Genomic DNA, 19337 nt, shown 5'->3' on the forward strand with positions numbered 1-19337 from the left:
ACCGGCAGTCATGGCATTGATGAACCTTGGCCATCTGACCAGCGCCTTAACCGTCCGCTTCACCATAGTCCGTTATCTGCTGGCCAGCCTGTGCGCGCTTTGCGGCGACATGCTGCTGTTCCTGGCGTTGCTGCGGTTCGATGTGCCGCCCACGATGGCGGGGGCCATCGGCTATGCATCGGGCCTGCTGCTGCATTGGCTGATCAGTGTTCGGTTCGTTTTTCCTTCGGCTGTTGGCCCGACGAACCGGCAGCGTCTGGGCTTTGTCGTCAGCGCGGTGGTCGGCATTGCCGTGACATCCGGCCTGATCAGCGTTCTGGGAGCCGCCGGAATGGCTCCGGCGCTTGCCAAGCTGTTCGCCATCCCCGCAAGTTTTCTATCGGTATATGCGATCCGGAAATATGGCGTCTTCGTCGCTCGCTAAGATCCGCACGGGGTTTACCCGCGACATTGGGGGGACAGCCGCCCCCAATGCCCGCTGGCTCGTCCTTGCCTGGATTTGCTGTTCCATCATCTTGTTGTGGCTGGCCCGCGACCAGTTGGACATTTTGGGCTTTCGTGATCCGGACGACGCAATGCGCCTTCAGCAGGTGCGCGACTGGCTCGGCGGCCAGGCCTTTCTGGATGTCAGTCAGCATCGGGTGAACCCGCCCTTTGGCGGACCCATGCATTGGTCGCGGATCGTCGATATGCCGATCGCGGCCATAATCCTGCTGCTGCGACCGGTGCTGGGCAGCCACCTGGCCGAAGTGATCGCCTGCTCGACGGTTCCATTGCTGTTGTTGGGTGCGTTGGCATGGGCACTGCATGTTGCTGTTATTCGCATTGCTGGCAAACCGGCGGCGATACTTGCGCCGGTGCTCATGCTGACGACGCCGACCATCCTTGTGCAATTCGGGCCACTGCGGATCGATCACCATGGCTGGCAGATCCTGATGGCGACGATCGCTCTTGCAGGTGCCATGGATACGCGGCCCGGACGCGGCGGCGTGGTCGCAGGCGCCGCCATGGCCGTGTGGCTACAGATTTCGAGCGAAGGACTGCCCTATGCCGCCCTGTTCGCGGCTGTATTGGCGTTGCGGCAGTGGCGAGATCGAGATGAGACGCCCCGCTTTCTAACCTATGCGCTGACCTTGGGCAGTGCCGCGCTCTTGCTACTGGCTGTCCTGCGCGGCATGGCGCCGCTAGCGCATGCGCAATGCGATGCTCTTTCAGCGGCCTATATCTGGCCATTGACCGCCTTCGCGATCGTAACGCCGATTGTCTTCCGCATCGCCGCCCCCGTTTCCGCGACTGGGCGGTTCGCCGCCGCCGGAACGGGCGCATTGGCCGCCGCCGCGCTGTTCATCATCACCGGCAAGTCTTGCCTGACCGGCGATCCTTTCCAGTCGCTGGGACCCGTCGCCTATAAACTCTGGTATTTGCATGTCATGGAAGGCCGCCCGATCTGGGAACAGGGCCGATCGATGATGGGCCTCATCCTGCTGCCTCCGCTCGCGGGAGTGGCCGGGTCGATCATGGCGGCGCGAATTTCCGATACGGCCAAGGCGCGTGACCGCTGGCTGGCTGTGGCGCTTCTTCTGACCGGAGCGACGCTGGTCGCCATCCTCGTGATGCGGGCGATGTCGGTCGCCCATGTCCTGGCGTTGCCGGGGGTGGCCTGGTTGATGTTACGGCTCTTCCGCCGGGCGCAGCAGAAAACCGCGACGATCCCGAGGGTGTTCGCGTCCTCGGCGGTCGCTTTGCTCACCCCGGCCGCCTTATGCGCGCTCTGGATCGCAGCGACGGCGGGCGCTGAGAAAGAGGAGAAATCACCCACGCCTGCGGGTGAATGCCGGACTGCCGCGGTGTTGGAGCCATTGCGGCAGTTGCCCCGATCGACGCTGTTTGCGCCCCTGGACATCGGCCCCGACATTTTGATCCGCACCCGCCACGACGTCATCGGCACGGCGCATCACCGGAATGCGGCCGGGATCACGGCGGTGGTCGAGGGCTTTACCGCGCCGCCAGCTAAGGCACGGGCTATTCTGACGGCTTTGAATAGTGGCAGGGGACCAGACTATCTGGTGACCTGTCCAAGCCTCAATGAGTTCAGGCATTATGCTCAGGAGCATCCGGGCAGTCTGGCAATGATTTTGGACAAGGGTGGACAGCCCGACTGGTTGAAGCCGATCAGGCTTCAGGGGATGACGTCCTTGCGAGTCTACAGGATCATGCCGCCGCAAAACTGAGCGCCACGCCGTTCATGCAATAGCGTTTCCCGGTGGGCGGCGGTCCATCATCGAAAACATGGCCCAGGTGGCCGCCGCATCGGGCGCAATGAACCTCGATCCTTGGATAAAGCAAGGACATATCTCGCGATATACCCGTGGCACGGGGCAAGGGCGCCCAGAAGCTCGGCCAACCTGTGCCGCTGTCGAATTTGGTCTTCGAACTGAACAGTGCCTGGTCGCACCCTGCGCATCTAAAGGTGCCCGCGCGATGTTCCTTGTTCAACGGACTGGTGAAGGGATGTTCAGTGGCCTGCTTGCGCAGCACATTATAGGCAAGCGGGCTGAGGCGCTTGCGCCATTCAGCATCGGTCAGGGTAAAGGGATAAGCGGCGGCGGCCTCTTCCATGCCCAATCGCCAGAAGGCGAGAGCGGCTACCGCACAGGCCCCACTTTTTAGAAGATCCCGCCGTGTCATCCCGCCTGCCTAACCAACCGAGGCTGAGCGCCGCCTGAACCATTTCCGGCTGCTGCCATGGCCTGATTTAAGCACATGCCGACGGAACAGCCAGACGCCCAGACGGATAATGGCGGCAACCCAAATGGCCTGCCAGACGATCGCAAGAATATGGGGCCATAGCGCTGCGTCCTGAGCCGCTCGCGCGATCATCGCGAATGGCGAGGAGAAGGGGAAGATGATCGCGCCAATCTCTGGAGCGGAGCCCATATGATCGACCGCATAGGTCGCGAAAAAGAAGACGCCCATCTGTGCCATGGTGACCGGCATGTTGAGCGTCTGCACCTCCCGAACGGTTGCGGCCTGCGCACCGATGCCCAGGAATAACGAGCCCAGCAGGGCGTAGGCCATGGTGAAATAGACGCCGCCAAGCAGCAGGAACATGGGCCATCCGACGGCAGGGATAGGCGGCGCAATGTCAGGACCTGCGAAAATCCTGACGCCGAAAACGACCCCCGCCCCCCAGAAGCCGATGCCGACGAAGCTCATCCCGAGCATAGCGATAAGCTTGCCCAGAAAAACGGAATCGATCGGGACGGCGGCAGCGAGGATTTCGATCACCTTGTTGGTCTTTTCCTCCACAAGGTTGGACAGAACCATGCCCGCAAGGAGCATGGTGAGCAGGAATATCAAGACCTGCGCCGCACGGCCGGTCAACAATCGCGATTGCGCCTCCGCGCCCGCGCTAGCCGTAACGAGCTGCTTTTCGATCCGTACATGGGGTAGCTGTTCGCCAGCGACGGCCGCGCTTGCGAGCAGGCTGATGTCGCCTTCCAGCATGGCGAGATCGTCGGCTTTGCCGGTGAGCACAGGATGGGTGATCGTGCCCGACAGGATGGCGATGAAGCGGGCGTCGGGCCGCATAAGCAAGGCGCGCGGCGCTCCCTTGGGCGCGCGTTGCAGGCGGGGGAGGTTGTCCGCCCCCAATCGGGCGGCCAGAATGTCATGGGCCTGTTCCATGCGCGCCGCATCGTCCTTCGCCATGGCGATGCCGACGGTGGGGCGCAGGCTTTCAGTCGTGATCTTTTCACCCAGACCACCAAACGCCATGCCGATCACGACCGGGAACAAGGGGCCGAGCAGGAACAGTATGAAGGTCTTTGAAAAGATCACAGCAGAAAAATCGCGCCGGGCGATGACCAGAGCCGCGCGCAGAACTTCGCTCATCACGCGACCTCCTCTTCCGCATCCTGCATCTGCTGGGCAGCGGCGGCACCCGCGATGGAGACGAACGCGTCATGCAGGCCGGGTCGTTCGATCGAGAGACTTTCGATGCCCGCCTGCCCGTCGAGCAAAGCACGGAGCAGCGGTTCGATCCCCTCATCCGGCAGATCAAAATGCCATGCGCCATCGGCCGCCAGCGTTTCAGCAGGCAAGGCACGGCGCCAGTTGCCATCGTTCGCGCGGGTCCGCAGGCGAACCTGCGGGCGTAGCTTGTCACGCGCTTCGCCCACTGATCCTTCGAACCTGATGCGGCCGCCCGCGACGATGGCGATGCGTTCACAAAGGCGTTCGGCATGCGCGATGACGTGGGTGGAAAAGAGGATGGTGACGCCCCGCCGTGCCTGTTCGCGGATCAGTAGCTCCAGCTTGCCCTGATTGATCGCGTCAAGGCCGGAGAAAGGTTCGTCGAGAACTATCAGCCGAGGTTCATGGATGATCGTGCCGAATAGCTGAACGGTCTGCGCCATGCCCTTCGACAGTTGACGGATCGGCTTGTCGATCGAGCTGCCCATGCCATGTTCGGCAAGCATTTCTCGTGCGCGCTGCCGCCCCGTTTTTAGCGGCAGCCCACGCAGTGCACCCATGAACGCGATCGCTTCCGCCGCCTTCATCGAGGGGTAGAGTCCCCGCTCCTCGGGCAGATAGCCGATGGCCCGCGCCTGACGTAGCGGGACATCATCCCCCAGCAGTCGGCGAGAACCCTCGTCGGGATCGATGATGCCGAGCAGAGTGCGGAGCAAGGTCGTCTTGCCCGCTCCGTTAGGCCCCAGAATGCCGTAAATGGAGCCCGTGGGAACGGCGAGGTCGATGCCATCGACCGCCCGGAATTTGCCGAATGTCTTGACAAGAGCATGGCCTTCGACGGCATAGGCCGACGGGGGAGCCGGATTGTTACGGATCATCCACTCCTGATAGTCGCACAGCATGCCAACGCAAACCGAAACCTTGGAACAGCGCCTGAAGGCGCAGGCGCAGCAGCTGGGCTTTGCCGCATGCGCGATCGCGCGCGCGGACGCCGCGCCCGAGGCCGGGCGGCGGCTGCGCCAATGGCTGGACGATGGCTGCCATGGCGAGATGCTGTGGATGGAGGAGCGCGCCGAACAGCGCGGCTCGCCAAACGCGCTGTGGCCCGACGTACGCAGCGTCATCATGCTGGGGATGAGCTATGCTCCGGGCCGCGACCCGCTGGCACTGGCGGAGGAAGGGACACGTGGACGCATTTCCGTGTACGCACAGGGGCGCGACTATCATGACGTCGTGAAAAAGGGACTGAAGAGCCTCGCTCGCTGGCTGGTCGAGGAGCAGGCGAGCGCCCTTAAGGTCTTCGTGGACACCGCGCCGGTTATGGAAAAGCCGCTGGCGGCGGCGGCCGGTCTGGGCTGGCAGGGAAAGCACAGCAATCTCGTCAGCCGGGTACATGGCAACTGGCTGTTCCTGGGCGCGATCTATAGCGAACTGGCCCTGGAACCCGACCTGCCCGAAGTGGATCATTGCGGCAGTTGCACGGCCTGCCAGTCGGCCTGCCCCACCGATGCCTTTCCCGCGCCCTATGTCGTGGATGCGCGGCGGTGCATCTCTTACCTTACCATCGAACATAAGGGGCCGATCCCGCCTGAGTTTCGCGAGAAGATCGGCAATCGCATCTACGGCTGTGACGATTGTCTGGCGGTGTGTCCGTGGAACAAGTTCGCTGATGCGGCAGCGGCAAACCGGGCGTTTGTTGGGCGGGCCGAACTGGCCGCGCCTGAACTTGGTGACCTGCTGGCTTTGGACGATGCGGGGTTTCGGGAGGTTTTCTCAGGGTCGCCGATCAAGCGGATCGGGCGCAACCGGATGGTCCGCAACGCGGCGATAGCGGCAGGGAATAGTGGTGACCCCGGCCTGCTGGCGCGATTGCACCCATTGCTGAGCGATGACGATCCTGTCGTGGCGGAAGCGGCGGCGTGGGCCGTGGAGCGGCTGTCTGCGTCGTGACCTACCGCCTCAGCGCTGAAGCGCAGGCGCCCGGATCCGTATCGACCCCGGCGGGGGTGCGGGCGTCGACATGGGTGACGACGGGCTCCTTGCCGCGAGCTGGCGCGTAAAGATAGGCGTCCAGAACGCAGCGGCCGTTAGCGAACTGGAGCTTACGCATGGTGCTTTCCCGGATATCAAGCCGAGGCGTACCGAATTGCTGGACGAGGTGGCGCGCGTCCATTCCCATGAGCGGACCCGATTTCATGAAAGCGCTGGCGGGCGGACCAGCTGGAGACGGGCGCATCGGGGCAGGCGGCACAATCGACCCGCCGCAAGCTGCCAGTGGCAGCGCAAGCAAGACCGAGAGGATATGTTGGGGGGCTTTCATCGTGACTTGTTCCGGACGCCATGCAGCATGTGCACCGCCATAGCCGCGCTCCAAACGGGCGCAAGCAAGTTGATGAAGGGGATGAGGAACATAAGCGCCGAGACGAGACCCATGAGCCACCGGCCGAGGCGAGGGATCGGCGAAAGCCCGGGATGCCGCTGTTCCACCATATCGCTGAGGTCGCGACCCAGAAGATAGGCGTTAAGCGCCAGGAAGAGCAGGATCGTGCCAATGCCGGTGACCAGAAGAAGGAGGTAGACGGGCAGCGCCAGCATGTTCCAGCCCGCCGTTCGCGCGGCCGAAGCCAGGGCAAGCCGCAAGCTGGGCGCGAAGCCCAAGGGCCGCGCGGCGGCTGCGGCGGCGGGATAGCTGTCCCGTTCGACCGCAGCCACGATGTCGTCGGCGAACATGTTCATGACTGCCATGGCGATGGTACGGAAGAGCAGCCATGCGAGCGCGGCGAGGCTCAGGGTCGTAACTACAGCTTCCGCAAGGCTGCCACCGCCACTCCAGCCGAAATATGCGCGCGTTGCGTGGACTGCTGTCCAAAGACCCAGTCCCGCCAGCGCAAAGATCAGCAGCGTCAGCATGAGCGTCTTGGCCAACAAGCGCAGAGCAGCCCGATGGAAGATGACGGGAAAGGCTCGAAGGGCGGCGGCGATCACCATGGGCACGCTATTCCGCGCTCGGCACGCAGGGTCAATCTGCAACGTTGCACGCAGCAGCGCGGCTCGATAGACACGGCGCGATTTTGAGCCTTTGAGTAAGGATATCGCGTGACCGCTGCTGCTGCCCCCTCGCTAGATGTTGTCGCGATCGGCAATGCCATTGTCGATGTGCTTGCTCCTAGCGATGACGCGTTCCTTGCCGAACATGCACTGACCAAGGGCGGCATGCAGCTGATCGACGCGGAGACGGCCGAGGCGCTCTATGCCGACATGGGCGCCGGCAAGGAGGTCAGCGGTGGATCAGCGGCGAACACGCTGGCTGGCCTGGCGGCACTGGGCAAGCGCTGCGCCTTCATCGGGCAGGTGCGCGACGACCAGTTGGGCGAAGTGTTCACCCATGATGTGCGCGCCCTCGGCATCCGCTACGATACGCGAGCGGTGAAGGGCGAGGTGCCCACCGCGCGCTGCCTGATCCTGGTGACGCCCGACGCTCAACGCACGATGAACACATTCCTGGGCGCGTCGCAGTTTCTGCCCGAATCGGCCCTCGACCTCGACCTGATCCGTTCAGCATCGATCCTCTATCTAGAAGGCTATCTGTGGGATCCTGAACAGCCGCGTGCCGCCATGCGTGCCGCCATCGACGCCGCGAAGGGGGCGGGCCGCAAGGTTGCCTTCACGCTGTCGGATGGCTTCGTCATTGAGCGGCATCGGGATGATTTCGTGCAACTCATCGATCAGGGGTTGATCGACATCCTCTTTTCCAACGAGCATGAAATTCAGTCGCTGGCGCAGATCGATGATTTTGACAAAGCGGTGGCATCATTCGCCGGACGCGTGCCAGTGCTGATATCGACGCGCAGCGAAAAGGGCGCGATCGCTGTGGTGGACGGCGTTCGCTACGAGGTGCCCGCGGCGCCTGTTGCACAGGTGATCGACACCACGGGTGCGGGCGACCTGTTCGCCGCAGGATTCCTTGCGGGTCATATCGAGGAACTGGACGTGCATCATTGCCTCGAACTGGGCGCAGCAGCCGCAGCCGAAGTGATTTCCCATTGGGGCGCGCGGCCGGAACAGGATCTGAAGCTGATCCGGGCTAAGCTGGGGCGGTAAGACCGCGAAACTCCCACCCGTAGCGACCGGGAAAATCCAAGCCGCCCCCTAAACTATTTGGGTCAGGCGGCTTTCTGGCGCCGGAACAAGGCCCGGTCATCGGGGCCGAAGCCCCATCGCCAAATGACAAAGCCGTAGACCGCCAAAATCGTCCCCACACCGAAAACAAGTTCGATCCATTCCAGCGCGGGCGGCAGAGCGACAAAGGCGGCGCCGACGATGCAGGCAGCGCCGCATGCGCTGAGCAATGGCCAGCGCCAGGCATTTACCTTGGCCTTCAGCAGATGAGACAAGAGGCGCGCTTTCACCAGCGCGCCGACGCCAAGCGCGATTGTGAGAGCCAGAGCCGGTGCCGCCGCTATCGCCATCGGAGACAAATCAAATCGGCGCGCCAGCAATATGAGTCCGAAACTGAGCGCGGCCTGCAATCCGATCATGAACAGCGAGATCATCAGATTGCGGTGGCGAGCGATATACACCAGCGCGGATTCGCTGACGACGGCAGTGGCCGCGACGACCTCCGCCAGCAGGAGAAAGGCCAAGGCTCCAGTGCCGCCAACGAAATGCGGCCCGACAAGTCCCATCACCGCCTCGCCGGGTATGCCAAGCGCAAGGGCGATACCGGCCTGCGCAGCGATGATCCAGAAGCCCACCTGACTGACCTGCCGCGCAATGGCGGCAAGATTGCCCTCGGCAAGGTTGCGGGTGATGACCGGCCCCAGAATGGGATCAAAGCTGGTTTTCAGCTTTTGCGGCAATGAGGCGACCTGCTGCGCCACATAGTAGACGCCGACAATCGCGGGACTGACGAACAGGCCCAGAATGGCGAGGTCGAGGCGACGCGATCCCCATTCCACGCCGTCGGCGGCGGCGAGCGGCAAGTTGCGGCGCGCGAGGCGCCAAAGCCTGCCGAAGTCGGGGCGCCATCCATAGGGTATGCCATAGTGATGGGTCATGGGGATGATAGAGGCGACAAGCGCCGCGACCATCGAGACGACGTAGGAGAGGATCAGGCCATCGCGCGTGGAGTAGAATGCGAAGGCGAAGGCGCCGATGCTGATAGCCCAGGGTTCTATGATAGATCTGGCGCGTACCGTGGCCCCTATGTCAAAACGATAGGCACAAGCGGCGAGCGCAACGTCTGACCCTGCAACGGCAATCACGATCAGCGCGAGAAGGCGGTCAAGGCCATTGATGCCGCTGTTCGGGAACATCGCTTGCGGAAAGGCAACCAATATGCCGCTGCCGATCGAGGCGGCGATTAGCGTCACAAGCATCGCGTCCGTGACGACATGGCTGTGCGGGCGCTCGGTTTGAGCCAGCGCGCCAGCCAGACCGCGCTTCAGCCCCAGCGTCGCCAGTTGCGCGATGAATTCAACGACAAGGACGGCATAGGCGAAACGGCCTAGCGCATCGGCGCCGTACCAGCGACCGGCGATGAAAAGGAAAGGGAGGCGAGCAGCCAGGCGCAGAAGAAAGCCGAAGATGTTCGTGCGGCCACCTTTGGCAAGCGCCGCGATGTCATCCTGTTGCGCGAAGGAAGCCTGCTCAGCCGGCAAAGAAAGTGGTTCCCCCTGTCGCGTCATATTCTCTGGTGCCGGATGGTAAACAATAAATGATCGCAGGGCGACGGGTTTATTCGGGACGCAGGGGACGGGCGAGCAGCGCGTCGATGACTTCGCCCAGAGGGGCCGCGTCTTCCAGCAGGGCACAGACGGCTTCGACCACCGGCATTTCGACAGAGGCCGCGCGCGCAGCCTTGCGCAGCACTGGCGCGGTAAAGGCGCCTTCGGCAACAGTGCGGCGATTGGCGAGCAGTTCGGCAGCCGATCGGCCTTCGCCCAGCCCTTTGCCGAGCGAGAAATTGCGCGAGTTGGTCGAGGAACAGGTGAGAACCAGATCACCCAAACCTGACAAGCCCGAGAGCGTTTCGGCGCGAGCGCCGCGCGCGAGGCCAAAACGCGTCATTTCGGCAAAGCCTCGGCTGATGAGCGATGCGCGGGCATTCAGGCCGAGGCCTGCTCCGTCTGCAACGCCGCAAGCGATGGCGAGCACATTCTTGACGGCGCCGCCAATCTCCGCGCCTACGATGTCATCGGAGAGGTAGGGACGGAAGGCAGGGCGGGCGACACGCGCCGCGATACGCCCGGCAAGCTGCGCATCATCGCAAGCCAAGGTGACGGCGGTGGGAAGCCCCCGCGCGACTTCATGGGCGAAGGTCGGGCCTGACAAGACGCCGATCGGCGAACTGGGCTGGGCCTGCTTGGCAACTTCCGACATGAGCAGGCCGGAATCAGCTTCGATCCCCTTCGAACACAGGATGAGTGGGATACCGGCAGGAAGTCCCGCCACGACAGCGCGCAGGTGCTGGGCCGGGCTGACGATTAGCAGCAGTTCCCGGTCAGCCATGTCCGCCATGTCCCCCGTCGCCTGCACGGCCAGATTAAGGGGAATCCCGGGAAGATAAAGGGGATTGAGATGATCCTGATTGACGGCGCTGACGACGTCCGGTTCAAGCGCCCACAAGCGGACATCCTCACCCTGCGACGAAAGGGTTTGCGCAAGGGCCGTGCCCCAGGCGCCCGCTCCTATGACACCCGCCTTCATGCCTTCACTCCTGCCCCGCGCGCTTTTTCGGCATCCGGATCCAGCGGCCAGCGCGGCCGGGCTGGAACGGTAAGATCATCAACGAGACCGGCTGCATAGCGTTCAGCCCCGGCCCAGGCGATCATCGCGGCATTGTCCGTGCAAAGCCAAAGCGGTGGCGCGACAAAGGGCAGATCATAGCGGGCGGCGAGCGCCTGGAGTGCTGCCCGGATTGACTGGTTGGCGGCAACCCCACCCGCAACGACCAGGGCGGTTATCCCGCCCAGCGCAGCAAGCTGCTTTTCAGTCCGATCGATGAGGCAATCTATCACTGCCTGCTGGAAGCTCGCAGCAATGTCTTCGGTCAAATATTGTCCCGATTGGGCGGCGCGCATCACCGCGCTCTTGAGCCCGGCAAAGGAGAAATGTGGCTCGGCCGTTCCGACCAGCGGACGCGGCAGGGGAACGGCCTTAGGATTGCCGCTTGCCGCAGCCCGCTCGACCGCCGGACCTCCGGGGTAGCCGAGGCCAAGCAGCTTGGCCGTCTTGTCGAAAGCCTCGCCGCTGGCATCGTCAATCGTGGTGGCAAGGCGGGCATAGTCGCCAGGCCCACGGACATGGAGCAACTGGCAATGCCCGCCGGAAACCAGCAGCAGCAGGTAAGGAAATTGCAGCGACGGATCGGCAAGCCGGGGCGACAGCGCATGGCCTTCGAGATGATTGACGGCGACCAGCGGCTTGTTGAAGGCATGGGCGAGCGCCTTGCCAGTCACCAGACCGACCATCACGCCGCCGATCAATCCGGGTCCTGCGGTCGCGGCGATCACGTCAACCTGATCCAGGGTCAAATCCGCGTCGGCGAGTGCTGCTTCGATCAGGGGAGCCAATGCCTCGACATGGGCGCGAGCGGCTATTTCGGGTACGACGCCGCCATAGGGGCGGTGCGCCTCCTCCTGCGTGGCGAGACGGTGGGCGAGTATCTTCCCATCAGCCGTCACCAACGCTGCCGCAGTTTCGTCGCAGCTAGATTCCAGGCCGAGGATGATCGTCATTGCTGCTTCCATCTAATGGCCACGGATATTAGAGCAAGCGGCATATGACATCACAATCTTTCGCACCTGATCGCCCGCTCCGTCTTGGCACGCGAGGTTCACCCCTTGCACTGGCGCAAGCGCGTATGACGGCCGAGGCGCTGTGCACCCAGCATGGCTGGGAAACGGACGCGATCGAGACGGTGATCGTCCAGACAAGCGGCGACCGGATTCAGGATCGGGCGTTGGCGGAAATCGGCGGCAAGGCGCTGTGGACGAAGGAACTGGATCGGGCGCTGGTGGAAGGTCAGATCGACTTTGCCGTCCATTCCATGAAGGATGTGGAGACTATCCGCCCTGTGGAAATCATGGTTGCGGCCATGCTGCCCCGCGCCGATGTTCGGGATCGGCTGGTCGGCGCCGAAAGCTTTGCGGCCCTGCCCGAGAAGCCGGTGGTGGGATCAAGCTCTCCCCGGCGGGCGGCGCAGGTCAAGCGGCTGCGACCGGACGCGCAGGTCGTGCTGTTCAGGGGGAATGTCGCGACGCGGCTGGCCAAGCTGGCGGCTGGGGAGGTGCATGCGACATTGCTTGCGGCGGCAGGGCTCGACCGGCTGGGGCAGCCGGATGTCGGGACGTGCATCCCGCTTGACGTCATGCTGCCAGCACCATCGCAGGGCGCAGTGGGCATTGAGACCCTGAACGAAAACGCCAAAATGCGGGAGCTGCTGGCCGAGATCAACGATAGCGACACGTTTGATTGCGTGATGGCCGAACGAGCGGTCCTCAAAGGGCTGGGCGGGACATGCCATTCGCCGATCGCGGCGCTGGGGCGGCTGGAGAATGGGAAGATCCGCCTCGCAGCCGAGATATTGAGCGCTGACGGGCGCGAGCGGGTGGATGACATAAGGGTCATCGCGCGCGGCGATGTCAGCGCGGCGGAGGCGCTGGGACGCTCCCTGCTCGACCGTGCCAGCGCCGAGCTGCGCGCTCTGTTCGAGGCGTGAGGCCGGTCATCATCCTGCGGCCCGAACCGGGCGCGAGCGAGACTGCCGCGCGGGCAAGGAAGCTGGGCCTCCAGCCCCGCCTTTGCCCATTGTTCGAGGCGCGGCCGGTCAGCTGGGACGCCCCCCCACCCGAGCGGTTCGATGCGCTGTTGATGACCAGCGCGCAGGCGGCGCGGCTCGGCGGATCGCAGCTTGTCCGTTACCAGGCGCTGCCCGCCTATGCGGTCGGGAGCGCTACCGCGCAGGCGATGGCGGAGCATGGTTTCGCGAATGTGGTCATCGGGGATCAGGACGGCAGCGCCATTGCCGCGCGCATCGCGGCGGACGGGCACCGGCGGGTGCTGCATCTGGGAGGCACGACCCTCGCCCCGATAGAGGCGGGGCAGCTGCGTATCGAACGGGTGGCCGTCTATACGATCGGCGCGCGGCCGCAGGCACAGCTTGATCCTCAGCTGGAACCGGGGGCGATATTGCTGGTTCATTCGCCCCGCGCGGGGAACAGGCTTGCAGAACTGATCGCCCCGGAGCGGCGGCGCGATCTCCATATCATCGCCATCAGCCCGGCGGCTCTTTCAGCTTGCGAAGCCGGCTGGGCCAGCGGCGAAGCGCCCGACAGGCCCGATGACGAGAGGATGCTGGCTCTCGCGGCACGATTGTGCGAATGATCCCGCCAAGATGGAAGAAAGGTCCTCAATGAGCGAAGAAGGCGGCGCGACAAGCGTCACGGCGATTGCGCCGGTTCCTCCGCGCAAACGGAGTTCCTGGCCGATCTTCGCGTCCCTGCTGCTTGCCTTTGTGATCGGCGTTGCGCTTGCCATCGGCACAATGCTCTATTTTCAGGGCCGCTGGAATGATCGCGCGCAACCGCCGGTCACCACCGCCGACCCCTACTTGCGTCCCGGCGTCGCGCTACGCCCCCTGTCCGCCGATGCGGCGCAGATGCTCGACGGAAGGGTGGTACAGCTGGAAGATCGGCTCAATCGCATTACCGTAGAGGCTCAGGCAGCGTCCGGAAATGCTGCCCGTGCCGAGGGATTGCTGGTCGCCTTCGCCGCGCGCCGTGCGCTCGATAGCGGGATGCCTCTCGGCTATATCGAAGGGCAATTGAGGTTGCGCTTTGGCCAGGCGCAACCGCGCGCCGTGGCAACGATCATCAATGCGGCGCGCGAGCCGGTCACAATTGCCGACCTGCGCGCCGGACTTTCCGGCGTCGCCGATCAATTGACGACGCCCGGGCCGCAGACGAGCTGGTGGGAATCGGTGGAGCATGAGGCCCGCGAACTCGTCACCATCAGGCGGACGTCCACACCCTCTCCGCGTCCGGAGGCTGCGATGGAACGGGCACTGCGCTATATCGATGCGGGGCGGGTAGGTCCTGCTCTTGCAGAGGTGGAGAAAATGCCCGGCAGGGCGGCCGCCGACAGGTGGATGCAATTCGCCCGCCGCTATATCGAAGCACGGCGAGCGCTCGACCTGATCGAGACCGCAGCCATATTGGAACCGCGCCAACTGCACGGCGTCAGTGGCGGGCCGGTCGCCCAAACCTCTCCCCTCGCGCCCTGAACTGCCTGTCATAATCGATCAGCCGTTGAGACGGCCGCGCGAAACCATTGGACGCGCGGCGCATTTGTCATGAGAATGTCATCTTTCGCCTTCGGGCCTTGGAGACTGTTTTCTCGTGCCGCCTTATGTCGATTCGATCACCAGCTTCTGGAAGGGCCGCGTAGCGCAGCATCCTGGCGATGCGGTGCGACCTTCCCTGCGGCATCTGCTGGGCAACGCTTCCATGCCGATCGATCTGGCGCGCAGCCGTGCCCGAGCAGGTGCCTTGTCGCGAGCGATAAAGGGCGATGGGCGCCACATCCTGCTGATCCCCGGCCTGCTCGCTTCAGAGCAGCGGATGGAGATGATGCGCGCGATCCTTCAGGCTGCGGGATATAGCGCTCACAGCTGGGGCATGGGACGCAATCTGGGTCCCCGGCCAGACACGCTCGAGCAAATCGACCGGCGAGTGGACAGGATTCGCAAGGAAGCCGATGCACCTGTGACTCTGGTGGGCTGGAGCCTGGGTGGGCTGTTCGCAAGAGAATATGCCAAGGTCGCGCAGGATAAAGTTGCTGGCGTCATCACCATGGGCACGCCTTTTTCAGGTGATCCCCGCGCTAATCATGCTTGGCGGCTATATCAATTGGTAGCGGGTCATCCCGTCGATTGCCCGCCTTTTGCCTGCAATCGGGAGGTAAAGCCACAGGTCCCCACCATTGCCCTATGGTCGCGGCGCGACGGGGTTATCGTGCCGGAATGCGCAATGGGCAGGCCTGGAGAGCGCGACAGGGCCATCGAGGTGGATTGCACCCATATGGGCTTTGCTGTCGCGCCCGAAGGCATATTGGCTGTGGGCAAGGCGTTGGAGGCGTTGGGCACGAATATGGCTAGGGCGCAGCTTCCAATTATAATGTCTTCAATCTGAACCACTCCACCCGTTCGGGCTGAGCTTGTCGAAGCCCTCTTTTTCTTAAAAGAAGTAAAGCCCTTCGACAGGCTCAGGGCGAACGGTAGGAGATGGTGCCGCTTCAAAAACTACGGCCGGCATCACGCAAGGCGACGAAGCGCCTCATCCCTGCCGATCAACGGCAAGAGTTGCGCCATGTCGGGACCATGGTCGAGGCCGGTCAGCGCGCGGCGGAGGGGCAGGAACAGCATTTTGCCCTTGCGGCCTGTACGCTCCTTGAGCGCGCCGGTGAGCGCGGGCCAGATATCCGCGTTAAAGTCCAACGCCAGCAGCATTTCCCGAGCAGTTGCGAGGAAGGTGCGATCATCCTCGTCATCGGGCGCAGGCGCTTCGATCGGGCCGGTCACGATGCGCCACCAATCGGCGGCTTGCCTCACATTTTCGAGATTCGGCCGGATGGCGTTCCAGCCTGCTTCATTCATCCCGGCAGGCAGGCGGCCGGACACGGCGTCATAGGGTAGAAGATGGACGATCTTCTGGTTGAGTGCGGCAAGTTCCGCTTCGTCGAAGCGGGCGGGCGCGCGTCCGAAATGCGCGAAGTCGAAGCTTTCGATCAGCGGCTCGACATTCGCGAACGGTTCTACCGGCAGTGATGTGCCGAGGCGGGCGAGCAGCGACAAGACAGCCATGGGCTCCAGCCCGATCTCGCGGAAATGGGCGACGCCTAGCGAGCCCAAGCGCTTGGAGAGCTTGCCTTCGCTGCCGGTCAGCAATGCCTCATGGGCGAAGAAGGGAAGCCCGGCCCCCAAAGCGGCGAACATCTGGATTTGCGTCGCCGTGTTGGAGACATGATCTTCGCCACGCAGCACATGGGTTACGCCCATGTCCACATCGTCGATCACGGATGGGAGCATGTAGAGCCAGCTGCCATCGGCACGGCGGATCACCGGGTCGGATAGCAGCTTGGGGTCGAAGCGCTGCTCGCCACGGATAAGGTCGGTCCAGACGATCGGCTGATCATGATCGAGCTTGAAGCGCCAATGGGGTTTGCGGCCTTCAGCTTCATAGGCGGCGATCTGATCGGGGGTCAGCGACAGGGCGGCGCGATCATAGACCGGCGGAAGGCCCCGGCCGAGCAGGACCTTTCGGCGTAGTTCCAGTTCTTGGCTCGTTTCATAGGCCGGATAGACATGGCCCGACGCCTTCAACTGATCGAACCGGCTTTCATACAGGGCGAAGCGATCCGACTGCTTTTCCTCGCCATCCCAGTTCAGGCCGAGCCAGGACAGATCCGCCCGAATCGCGTCGGCATATTCCGCGCGCGAACGCTCAAGGTCGGTGTCGTCCAGGCGCAGAAGGAACTTGCCCCCGCTTTTGCGCGCCCAAAGCCAGTTATGCAGCGCGGCGCGGATATTGCCGACATGAAGGTTGCCGGTTGGCGACGGGGCAAAGCGGGTGATGACAGTCATGAGCTTAAAGGGTCCGGAAAGCGTTGGTGATCGGATAGCGGCGATCACGCCCGAAATTGCGCATGCCGAGCTTCACGCCGGGGGGCGATTGGCGGCGTTTATATTCGGCGACATAGAGGAGGCGTTCGATGCGGGCGACCACATCCTTGTCGAAGCCGCGCGCGACAAGCTGCTCGACCGACAGCTCCTCCTCCACCAGACCATAGAGGATCGGGTCCAGCACCTCATAAGGCGGCAGGCTGTCTTCGTCCTTCTGATCGTCCCGCAATTCCGCGCTTGGCGGCTTGGTGATCACACGTTCGGGCATGACCGGACCGGATGGGCCAAGGCCGAGCGACGAGACATGCTCGTTGCGCCAACGGCTGAGGTCAAAGACGGTGGTCTTGTAGGCGTCCTTCAAGACCGAATAGCCGCCTGCCATGTCGCCATAGATGGTGGCGTAGCCGACCGACATCTCGCTCTTGTTGCCGGTGGTCAGCAGCATATGGCCGAACTTGTTGGACAGGCCCATCAGGGTCACGCCACGAATGCGGGACTGGAGATTTTCTTCCGTGAGGTCACGCTGTCGCCCCTCAAACGCTTCAGCCAGCATCATATCGAAAGCTGCTACGGCAGGCTCGATCGGGATCGTGTCATAGCGGATGCCGAGCAGGCGGGCGCATTCGACGGCATCGTCCAGGCTGTCCTGACTGGTGAAGCGCGAGGGCATCATCACGCTCCAGACGCGCTCCGGTCCCAGAGCGTCCACGGCCACCGCTGCCGAGAGTGCCGAGTCGATGCCGCCTGACAGGCCGAGGACGACGCCGGGGAAACCGTTGCGGTTCACATAGTCGCGCAGGCCCAGCACCATCGCATTATAGATGTCGGCCGGGCGGCTATCGAGTTCGTGGCGCTCGCCGGGGATGCAGACCCACTGACCTTCCCATTTTTCCCAATGGGTGAGGACGAGCGCTTCCTCCCAGTCAGGCAGCTGGTGGGCGATGCTGCGGTCGGCGCCCATGACGAAGGACGCGCCGTCAAATACCAGTTCGTCCTGCCCGCCGACGCGGTTGAGATAGACGAGCGGCAGGCCGGTTTCGCGCACTCGCGTGCCTGCGACGGCATTGATGCGGCGGTCGTCCTTGTCGACTTCGAACGGGCTGCCATTGGGGCTTATGAGGATTTCGGCTCCTTCAGCCCGCAAATGCGCGGTGACGAAGGGGAACCAGATGTCCTCGCAGATCGGGACGCCGATCTTCACGCCTTTGAAATCGATTGGCGCGGGAAGCGGGCCGGGCGCGAACAGGCGCTTTTCATCAAACGTGCCATAATTGGGCAGCTCGCGCTTTTGGCGGATGGCGGTGACGGCGCCCTCTTCCAGCAGAGCGACGACATTGAACAACACGCCTTGGGAGGCGACCACGGTGCCGACCAGCATCGCGGGGCCGCCGTCCGCTGTCGCCTGGGCCAGGCGATCCAGTTCGTGGTTCGCGCGATCGACCAGCGCGGGCTTGAGCACCAGGTCTTCGGGCGGGTAGCCGATCAGTTGAAGCTCGGGGAAGACGATGAGGTCGGCGCCGGTCGCGCGCGCTCGCCATTCGAGCATCGCATCCGCATTGGCCTTCAGGTCGCCCACGCTCTGTGTCATCTGGGCAAGGGCGATCACGAGTTTGTCGGTCATGCCCGCGCCCTAGTCCATTTTGCCCCCCTGCGCAAAAGCGCCTTTCCAGTGAGGGCAAGCGCGGCTAAAGGGGCCGCGTTTCGCGCACCGTCATCCAATCGTCACAGGGGTTTGGCCATGAAACTCATGACCGGCAATTCCAACAAGCCGCTTGCGGCTGCAATTGCAGATTATATCGAGATCCCGCTGACCGATGCGAGCGTCCGCCGCTTCGCGGATGAGGAAGTTTTCGTGGAAATTCACGAGAATGTCCGTGGTGAGGATGTGTTCGTCATTCAGTCGACAGCCTATCCGACCAACGACAATCTCATGGAATTGCTGATCATGATCGATGCGCTCAAGCGCGCGTCGGCCAAGCGAATCACTGCGGTCGTTCCTTATTTCGGCTACGCCCGGCAGGACCGGAAACCCGGCCCGCGCACGCCGATCTCGGCCAAGCTGGTGGCGAACCTGATCACCACGGCGGGTGCTAACCGCGTGTTGTCGGTTGATCTGCATGCTGGGCAGATTCAGGGCTTTTTCGACATTCCGACCGATAACCTTTTCGGCGCGCCGGTCATGTCAGCGGATATCCAGGCGCGCTTTGGTGATCGCAACCTGATGGTCGTGTCGCCGGACGTAGGCGGCGTGGTTCGCGCCCGCGCCCTCGCCAAGCGGCTGGACAACGCCCCCCTCGCCATCGTCGACAAGCGCCGCGAGCGGGCGGGCGAATCGGAAGTGATGAACATCATCGGCGACGTTAAGGGTCGCTTCTGCGTCCTGATCGACGACATCGTCGATTCGGCGGGCACCCTCTGCAATGCCGCCAGCGCGCTCAAGGCCGCTGGGGCCGAAGAGGTGGTCGCCTATGTGAGCCATGGCGTACTGTCGGGTGGCGCGGTTGCGCGCGTCGAGGCCTCTGAGCTCAAGGAACTCGTGATCACCGATTCGATCCAGGGCACGGACGCGGTGTGCAATGCCAAGAGCATCCGCCACCTGCCGATCGCGCCGCTGCTGGGCGAAGCGATCAAGCGGATCGCGGACGAAAGCTCGGTTTCCAGCCTGTTCGACTAAGCGCAA

Annotated in this window: 19 protein-coding genes; 9 read left to right on the forward strand and 10 right to left on the reverse strand. The window is 63.4% G+C overall.

What is annotated here, in order from left to right; all coding sequences use genetic code 11:
• Positions 1–10: 10 nt before the first annotated feature.
• Both IZV00_RS11730 and IZV00_RS11735 read left to right on the forward strand, forming a co-directional pair.
• Entirely contained in the window at positions 11–424 is a 414-nt protein-coding gene (locus IZV00_RS11730; RefSeq protein ID WP_230463192.1) for a GtrA family protein, read from the forward strand.
• Positions 387–2231, forward strand: coding sequence for a hypothetical protein (locus IZV00_RS11735; RefSeq protein WP_230463193.1), 1845 nt, complete (start codon positions 387–389; stop codon positions 2229–2231). Before IZV00_RS11730 ends, IZV00_RS11735 begins: the two co-directional genes overlap by 38 nt.
• Here the strand turns inward: IZV00_RS11735 and msrB are convergent.
• From msrB to IZV00_RS11750, 3 genes are read right to left on the reverse strand one after another with little or no spacing between them, the layout of a single operon-like run.
• Positions 2212–2688, reverse strand: a complete 477-nt coding sequence (msrB, locus tag IZV00_RS11740) for a peptide-methionine (R)-S-oxide reductase MsrB (protein ID WP_196224807.1) — start codon at positions 2686–2688, stop codon at positions 2212–2214. The two genes, IZV00_RS11735 and msrB, sit on opposite strands and share 20 nt — an antisense overlap.
• A 9-nt stretch (positions 2689–2697) precedes the next feature.
• Positions 2698–3894 carry an ABC transporter permease gene (locus IZV00_RS11745; protein WP_196224808.1) on the reverse strand — a complete coding sequence of 399 codons (1197 nt, stop codon included), beginning with the start codon at positions 3892–3894 and terminating at the stop codon, positions 2698–2700.
• Positions 3894–4853: an ABC transporter ATP-binding protein gene (locus tag IZV00_RS11750; protein ID WP_196226635.1), complete on the reverse strand. Its 960-nt coding sequence runs from the start codon at positions 4851–4853 to the stop codon at positions 3894–3896. The genes IZV00_RS11745 and IZV00_RS11750 overlap by 1 nt, the downstream gene beginning before the upstream one ends.
• A 22-nt stretch (positions 4854–4875) precedes the next feature.
• Between IZV00_RS11750 and queG the strand changes: the two genes are divergently transcribed.
• Positions 4876–5925 carry a tRNA epoxyqueuosine(34) reductase QueG gene (gene queG / locus IZV00_RS11755; protein WP_196224809.1) on the forward strand — a complete coding sequence of 350 codons (1050 nt, stop codon included), beginning with the start codon at positions 4876–4878 and terminating at the stop codon, positions 5923–5925.
• Position 5926: 1 nt separating this feature from the next.
• Here the strand turns inward: queG and IZV00_RS11760 are convergent, their stop codons facing one another.
• The gene (locus IZV00_RS11760; RefSeq protein WP_196224810.1) at positions 5927–6295 is read right to left on the reverse strand and encodes a hypothetical protein; all 369 of its coding nucleotides are present in this window, start codon (positions 6293–6295) and stop codon (positions 5927–5929) included.
• On the reverse strand, positions 6292–6963 hold the full coding sequence (locus tag IZV00_RS11765; protein WP_196224811.1) for an EI24 domain-containing protein: 672 nt from the start codon (positions 6961–6963) through the stop codon (positions 6292–6294). Before IZV00_RS11765 ends, IZV00_RS11760 begins: the two co-directional genes overlap by 4 nt.
• Before the next feature lie 108 nt (positions 6964–7071).
• Between IZV00_RS11765 and IZV00_RS11770 the strand changes: the two genes are divergently transcribed.
• A complete protein-coding gene (locus tag IZV00_RS11770) occupies positions 7072–8076 on the forward strand; it encodes an adenosine kinase (RefSeq protein ID WP_196224812.1) in 1005 nt (334 codons plus the stop codon).
• A gap of 62 nt (positions 8077–8138) precedes the next feature.
• Here the strand turns inward: IZV00_RS11770 and IZV00_RS11775 are convergent, their stop codons facing one another.
• Genes IZV00_RS11775 through tsaD form a run of 3 tightly spaced genes read right to left on the reverse strand, consistent with a single transcriptional unit; the run spans position 8139 to position 11714 of the window.
• Entirely contained in the window at positions 8139–9662 is a 1524-nt protein-coding gene (locus tag IZV00_RS11775; RefSeq protein ID WP_196224813.1) for a lipopolysaccharide biosynthesis protein, read from the reverse strand.
• 49 nt (positions 9663–9711) lie between these two features.
• Entirely contained in the window at positions 9712–10683 is a 972-nt protein-coding gene (locus tag IZV00_RS11780; protein ID WP_196224814.1) for an NAD(P)H-dependent glycerol-3-phosphate dehydrogenase, read from the reverse strand.
• Complete coding sequence (gene tsaD / locus IZV00_RS11785; RefSeq protein ID WP_196224815.1) at positions 10680–11714, reverse strand: tRNA (adenosine(37)-N6)-threonylcarbamoyltransferase complex transferase subunit TsaD; 1035 nt, start codon at positions 11712–11714, stop codon at positions 10680–10682. Before tsaD ends, IZV00_RS11780 begins: the two co-directional genes overlap by 4 nt.
• A gap of 44 nt (positions 11715–11758) precedes the next feature.
• Between tsaD and hemC the strand changes: the two genes are divergently transcribed.
• From hemC to IZV00_RS11805, 4 genes are all read left to right on the forward strand, one after another.
• On the forward strand, positions 11759–12697 hold the full coding sequence (gene hemC, locus IZV00_RS11790; protein WP_196224816.1) for a hydroxymethylbilane synthase: 939 nt from the start codon (positions 11759–11761) through the stop codon (positions 12695–12697).
• On the forward strand, positions 12694–13362 hold the full coding sequence (locus IZV00_RS11795; RefSeq protein ID WP_196224817.1) for a uroporphyrinogen-III synthase: 669 nt from the start codon (positions 12694–12696) through the stop codon (positions 13360–13362). The genes hemC and IZV00_RS11795 overlap by 4 nt, the downstream gene beginning before the upstream one ends.
• A gap of 10 nt (positions 13363–13372) precedes the next feature.
• Positions 13373–14260 carry a hypothetical protein gene (locus IZV00_RS11800; RefSeq protein ID WP_196224818.1) on the forward strand — a complete coding sequence of 296 codons (888 nt, stop codon included), beginning with the start codon at positions 13373–13375 and terminating at the stop codon, positions 14258–14260.
• A 115-nt stretch (positions 14261–14375) separates the two neighbouring features.
• Complete coding sequence (locus tag IZV00_RS11805) at positions 14376–15167, forward strand: esterase/lipase family protein (protein ID WP_196224819.1); 792 nt, start codon at positions 14376–14378, stop codon at positions 15165–15167.
• A gap of 122 nt (positions 15168–15289) precedes the next feature.
• Here the strand turns inward: IZV00_RS11805 and gltX are convergent, their stop codons facing one another.
• Together gltX and IZV00_RS11815 are read right to left on the reverse strand one after the other, a co-directional pair.
• Complete coding sequence (gene gltX / locus IZV00_RS11810) at positions 15290–16618, reverse strand: glutamate--tRNA ligase (protein WP_196224820.1); 1329 nt, start codon at positions 16616–16618, stop codon at positions 15290–15292.
• 4 nt (positions 16619–16622) lie between these two features.
• Positions 16623–18278: an NAD+ synthase gene (locus IZV00_RS11815; RefSeq protein ID WP_196224821.1), complete on the reverse strand. Its 1656-nt coding sequence runs from the start codon at positions 18276–18278 to the stop codon at positions 16623–16625.
• 117 nt (positions 18279–18395) lie between these two features.
• Between IZV00_RS11815 and IZV00_RS11820 the strand changes: the two genes are divergently transcribed.
• Positions 18396–19331 carry a ribose-phosphate pyrophosphokinase gene (locus tag IZV00_RS11820; RefSeq protein ID WP_196224822.1) on the forward strand — a complete coding sequence of 312 codons (936 nt, stop codon included), beginning with the start codon at positions 18396–18398 and terminating at the stop codon, positions 19329–19331.
• Positions 19332–19337: the final 6 nt, after the last annotated feature.

Source organism: Sphingobium sp. Cam5-1 (assembly GCF_015693305.1).
GTDB lineage: Bacteria > Pseudomonadota > Alphaproteobacteria > Sphingomonadales > Sphingomonadaceae > Sphingobium.

What these genes read in the sequence shown, in the direction of transcription:
- IZV00_RS11815 (WP_196224821.1), bottom strand. Translation starts at nt 18,278, where the DNA reads ATGACCGACAAACTCGTGATCGCCCTTGCCCAGATGACACAGAGCGTG.
- tsaD (WP_196224815.1), bottom strand. Translation starts at nt 11,714, where the DNA reads ATGACGATCATCCTCGGCCTGGAATCTAGCTGCGACGAAACTGCGGCA.
- IZV00_RS11765 (WP_196224811.1), bottom strand. Translation starts at nt 6,963, where the DNA reads ATGGTGATCGCCGCCGCCCTTCGAGCCTTTCCCGTCATCTTCCATCGG.
- queG (WP_196224809.1), top strand. Translation starts at nt 4,876, where the DNA reads ATGCCAACGCAAACCGAAACCTTGGAACAGCGCCTGAAGGCGCAGGCG.
- IZV00_RS11780 (WP_196224814.1), bottom strand. Translation starts at nt 10,683, where the DNA reads ATGAAGGCGGGTGTCATAGGAGCGGGCGCCTGGGGCACGGCCCTTGCG.
- hemC (WP_196224816.1), top strand. Translation starts at nt 11,759, where the DNA reads ATGACATCACAATCTTTCGCACCTGATCGCCCGCTCCGTCTTGGCACG.
- IZV00_RS11760 (WP_196224810.1), bottom strand. Translation starts at nt 6,295, where the DNA reads ATGAAAGCCCCCCAACATATCCTCTCGGTCTTGCTTGCGCTGCCACTG.
- IZV00_RS11745 (WP_196224808.1), bottom strand. Translation starts at nt 3,894, where the DNA reads ATGAGCGAAGTTCTGCGCGCGGCTCTGGTCATCGCCCGGCGCGATTTT.
- IZV00_RS11735 (WP_230463193.1), top strand. Translation starts at nt 387, where the DNA reads ATGCGATCCGGAAATATGGCGTCTTCGTCGCTCGCTAAGATCCGCACG.
- IZV00_RS11800 (WP_196224818.1), top strand. Translation starts at nt 13,373, where the DNA reads ATGGAAGAAAGGTCCTCAATGAGCGAAGAAGGCGGCGCGACAAGCGTC.
- IZV00_RS11775 (WP_196224813.1), bottom strand. Translation starts at nt 9,662, where the DNA reads ATGACGCGACAGGGGGAACCACTTTCTTTGCCGGCTGAGCAGGCTTCC.
- gltX (WP_196224820.1), bottom strand. Translation starts at nt 16,618, where the DNA reads ATGACTGTCATCACCCGCTTTGCCCCGTCGCCAACCGGCAACCTTCAT.
- msrB (WP_196224807.1), bottom strand. Translation starts at nt 2,688, where the DNA reads ATGACACGGCGGGATCTTCTAAAAAGTGGGGCCTGTGCGGTAGCCGCT.
- IZV00_RS11730 (WP_230463192.1), top strand. Translation starts at nt 11, where the DNA reads ATGGCATTGATGAACCTTGGCCATCTGACCAGCGCCTTAACCGTCCGC.
- IZV00_RS11820 (WP_196224822.1), top strand. Translation starts at nt 18,396, where the DNA reads ATGAAACTCATGACCGGCAATTCCAACAAGCCGCTTGCGGCTGCAATT.
- IZV00_RS11750 (WP_196226635.1), bottom strand. Translation starts at nt 4,853, where the DNA reads ATGATCCGTAACAATCCGGCTCCCCCGTCGGCCTATGCCGTCGAAGGC.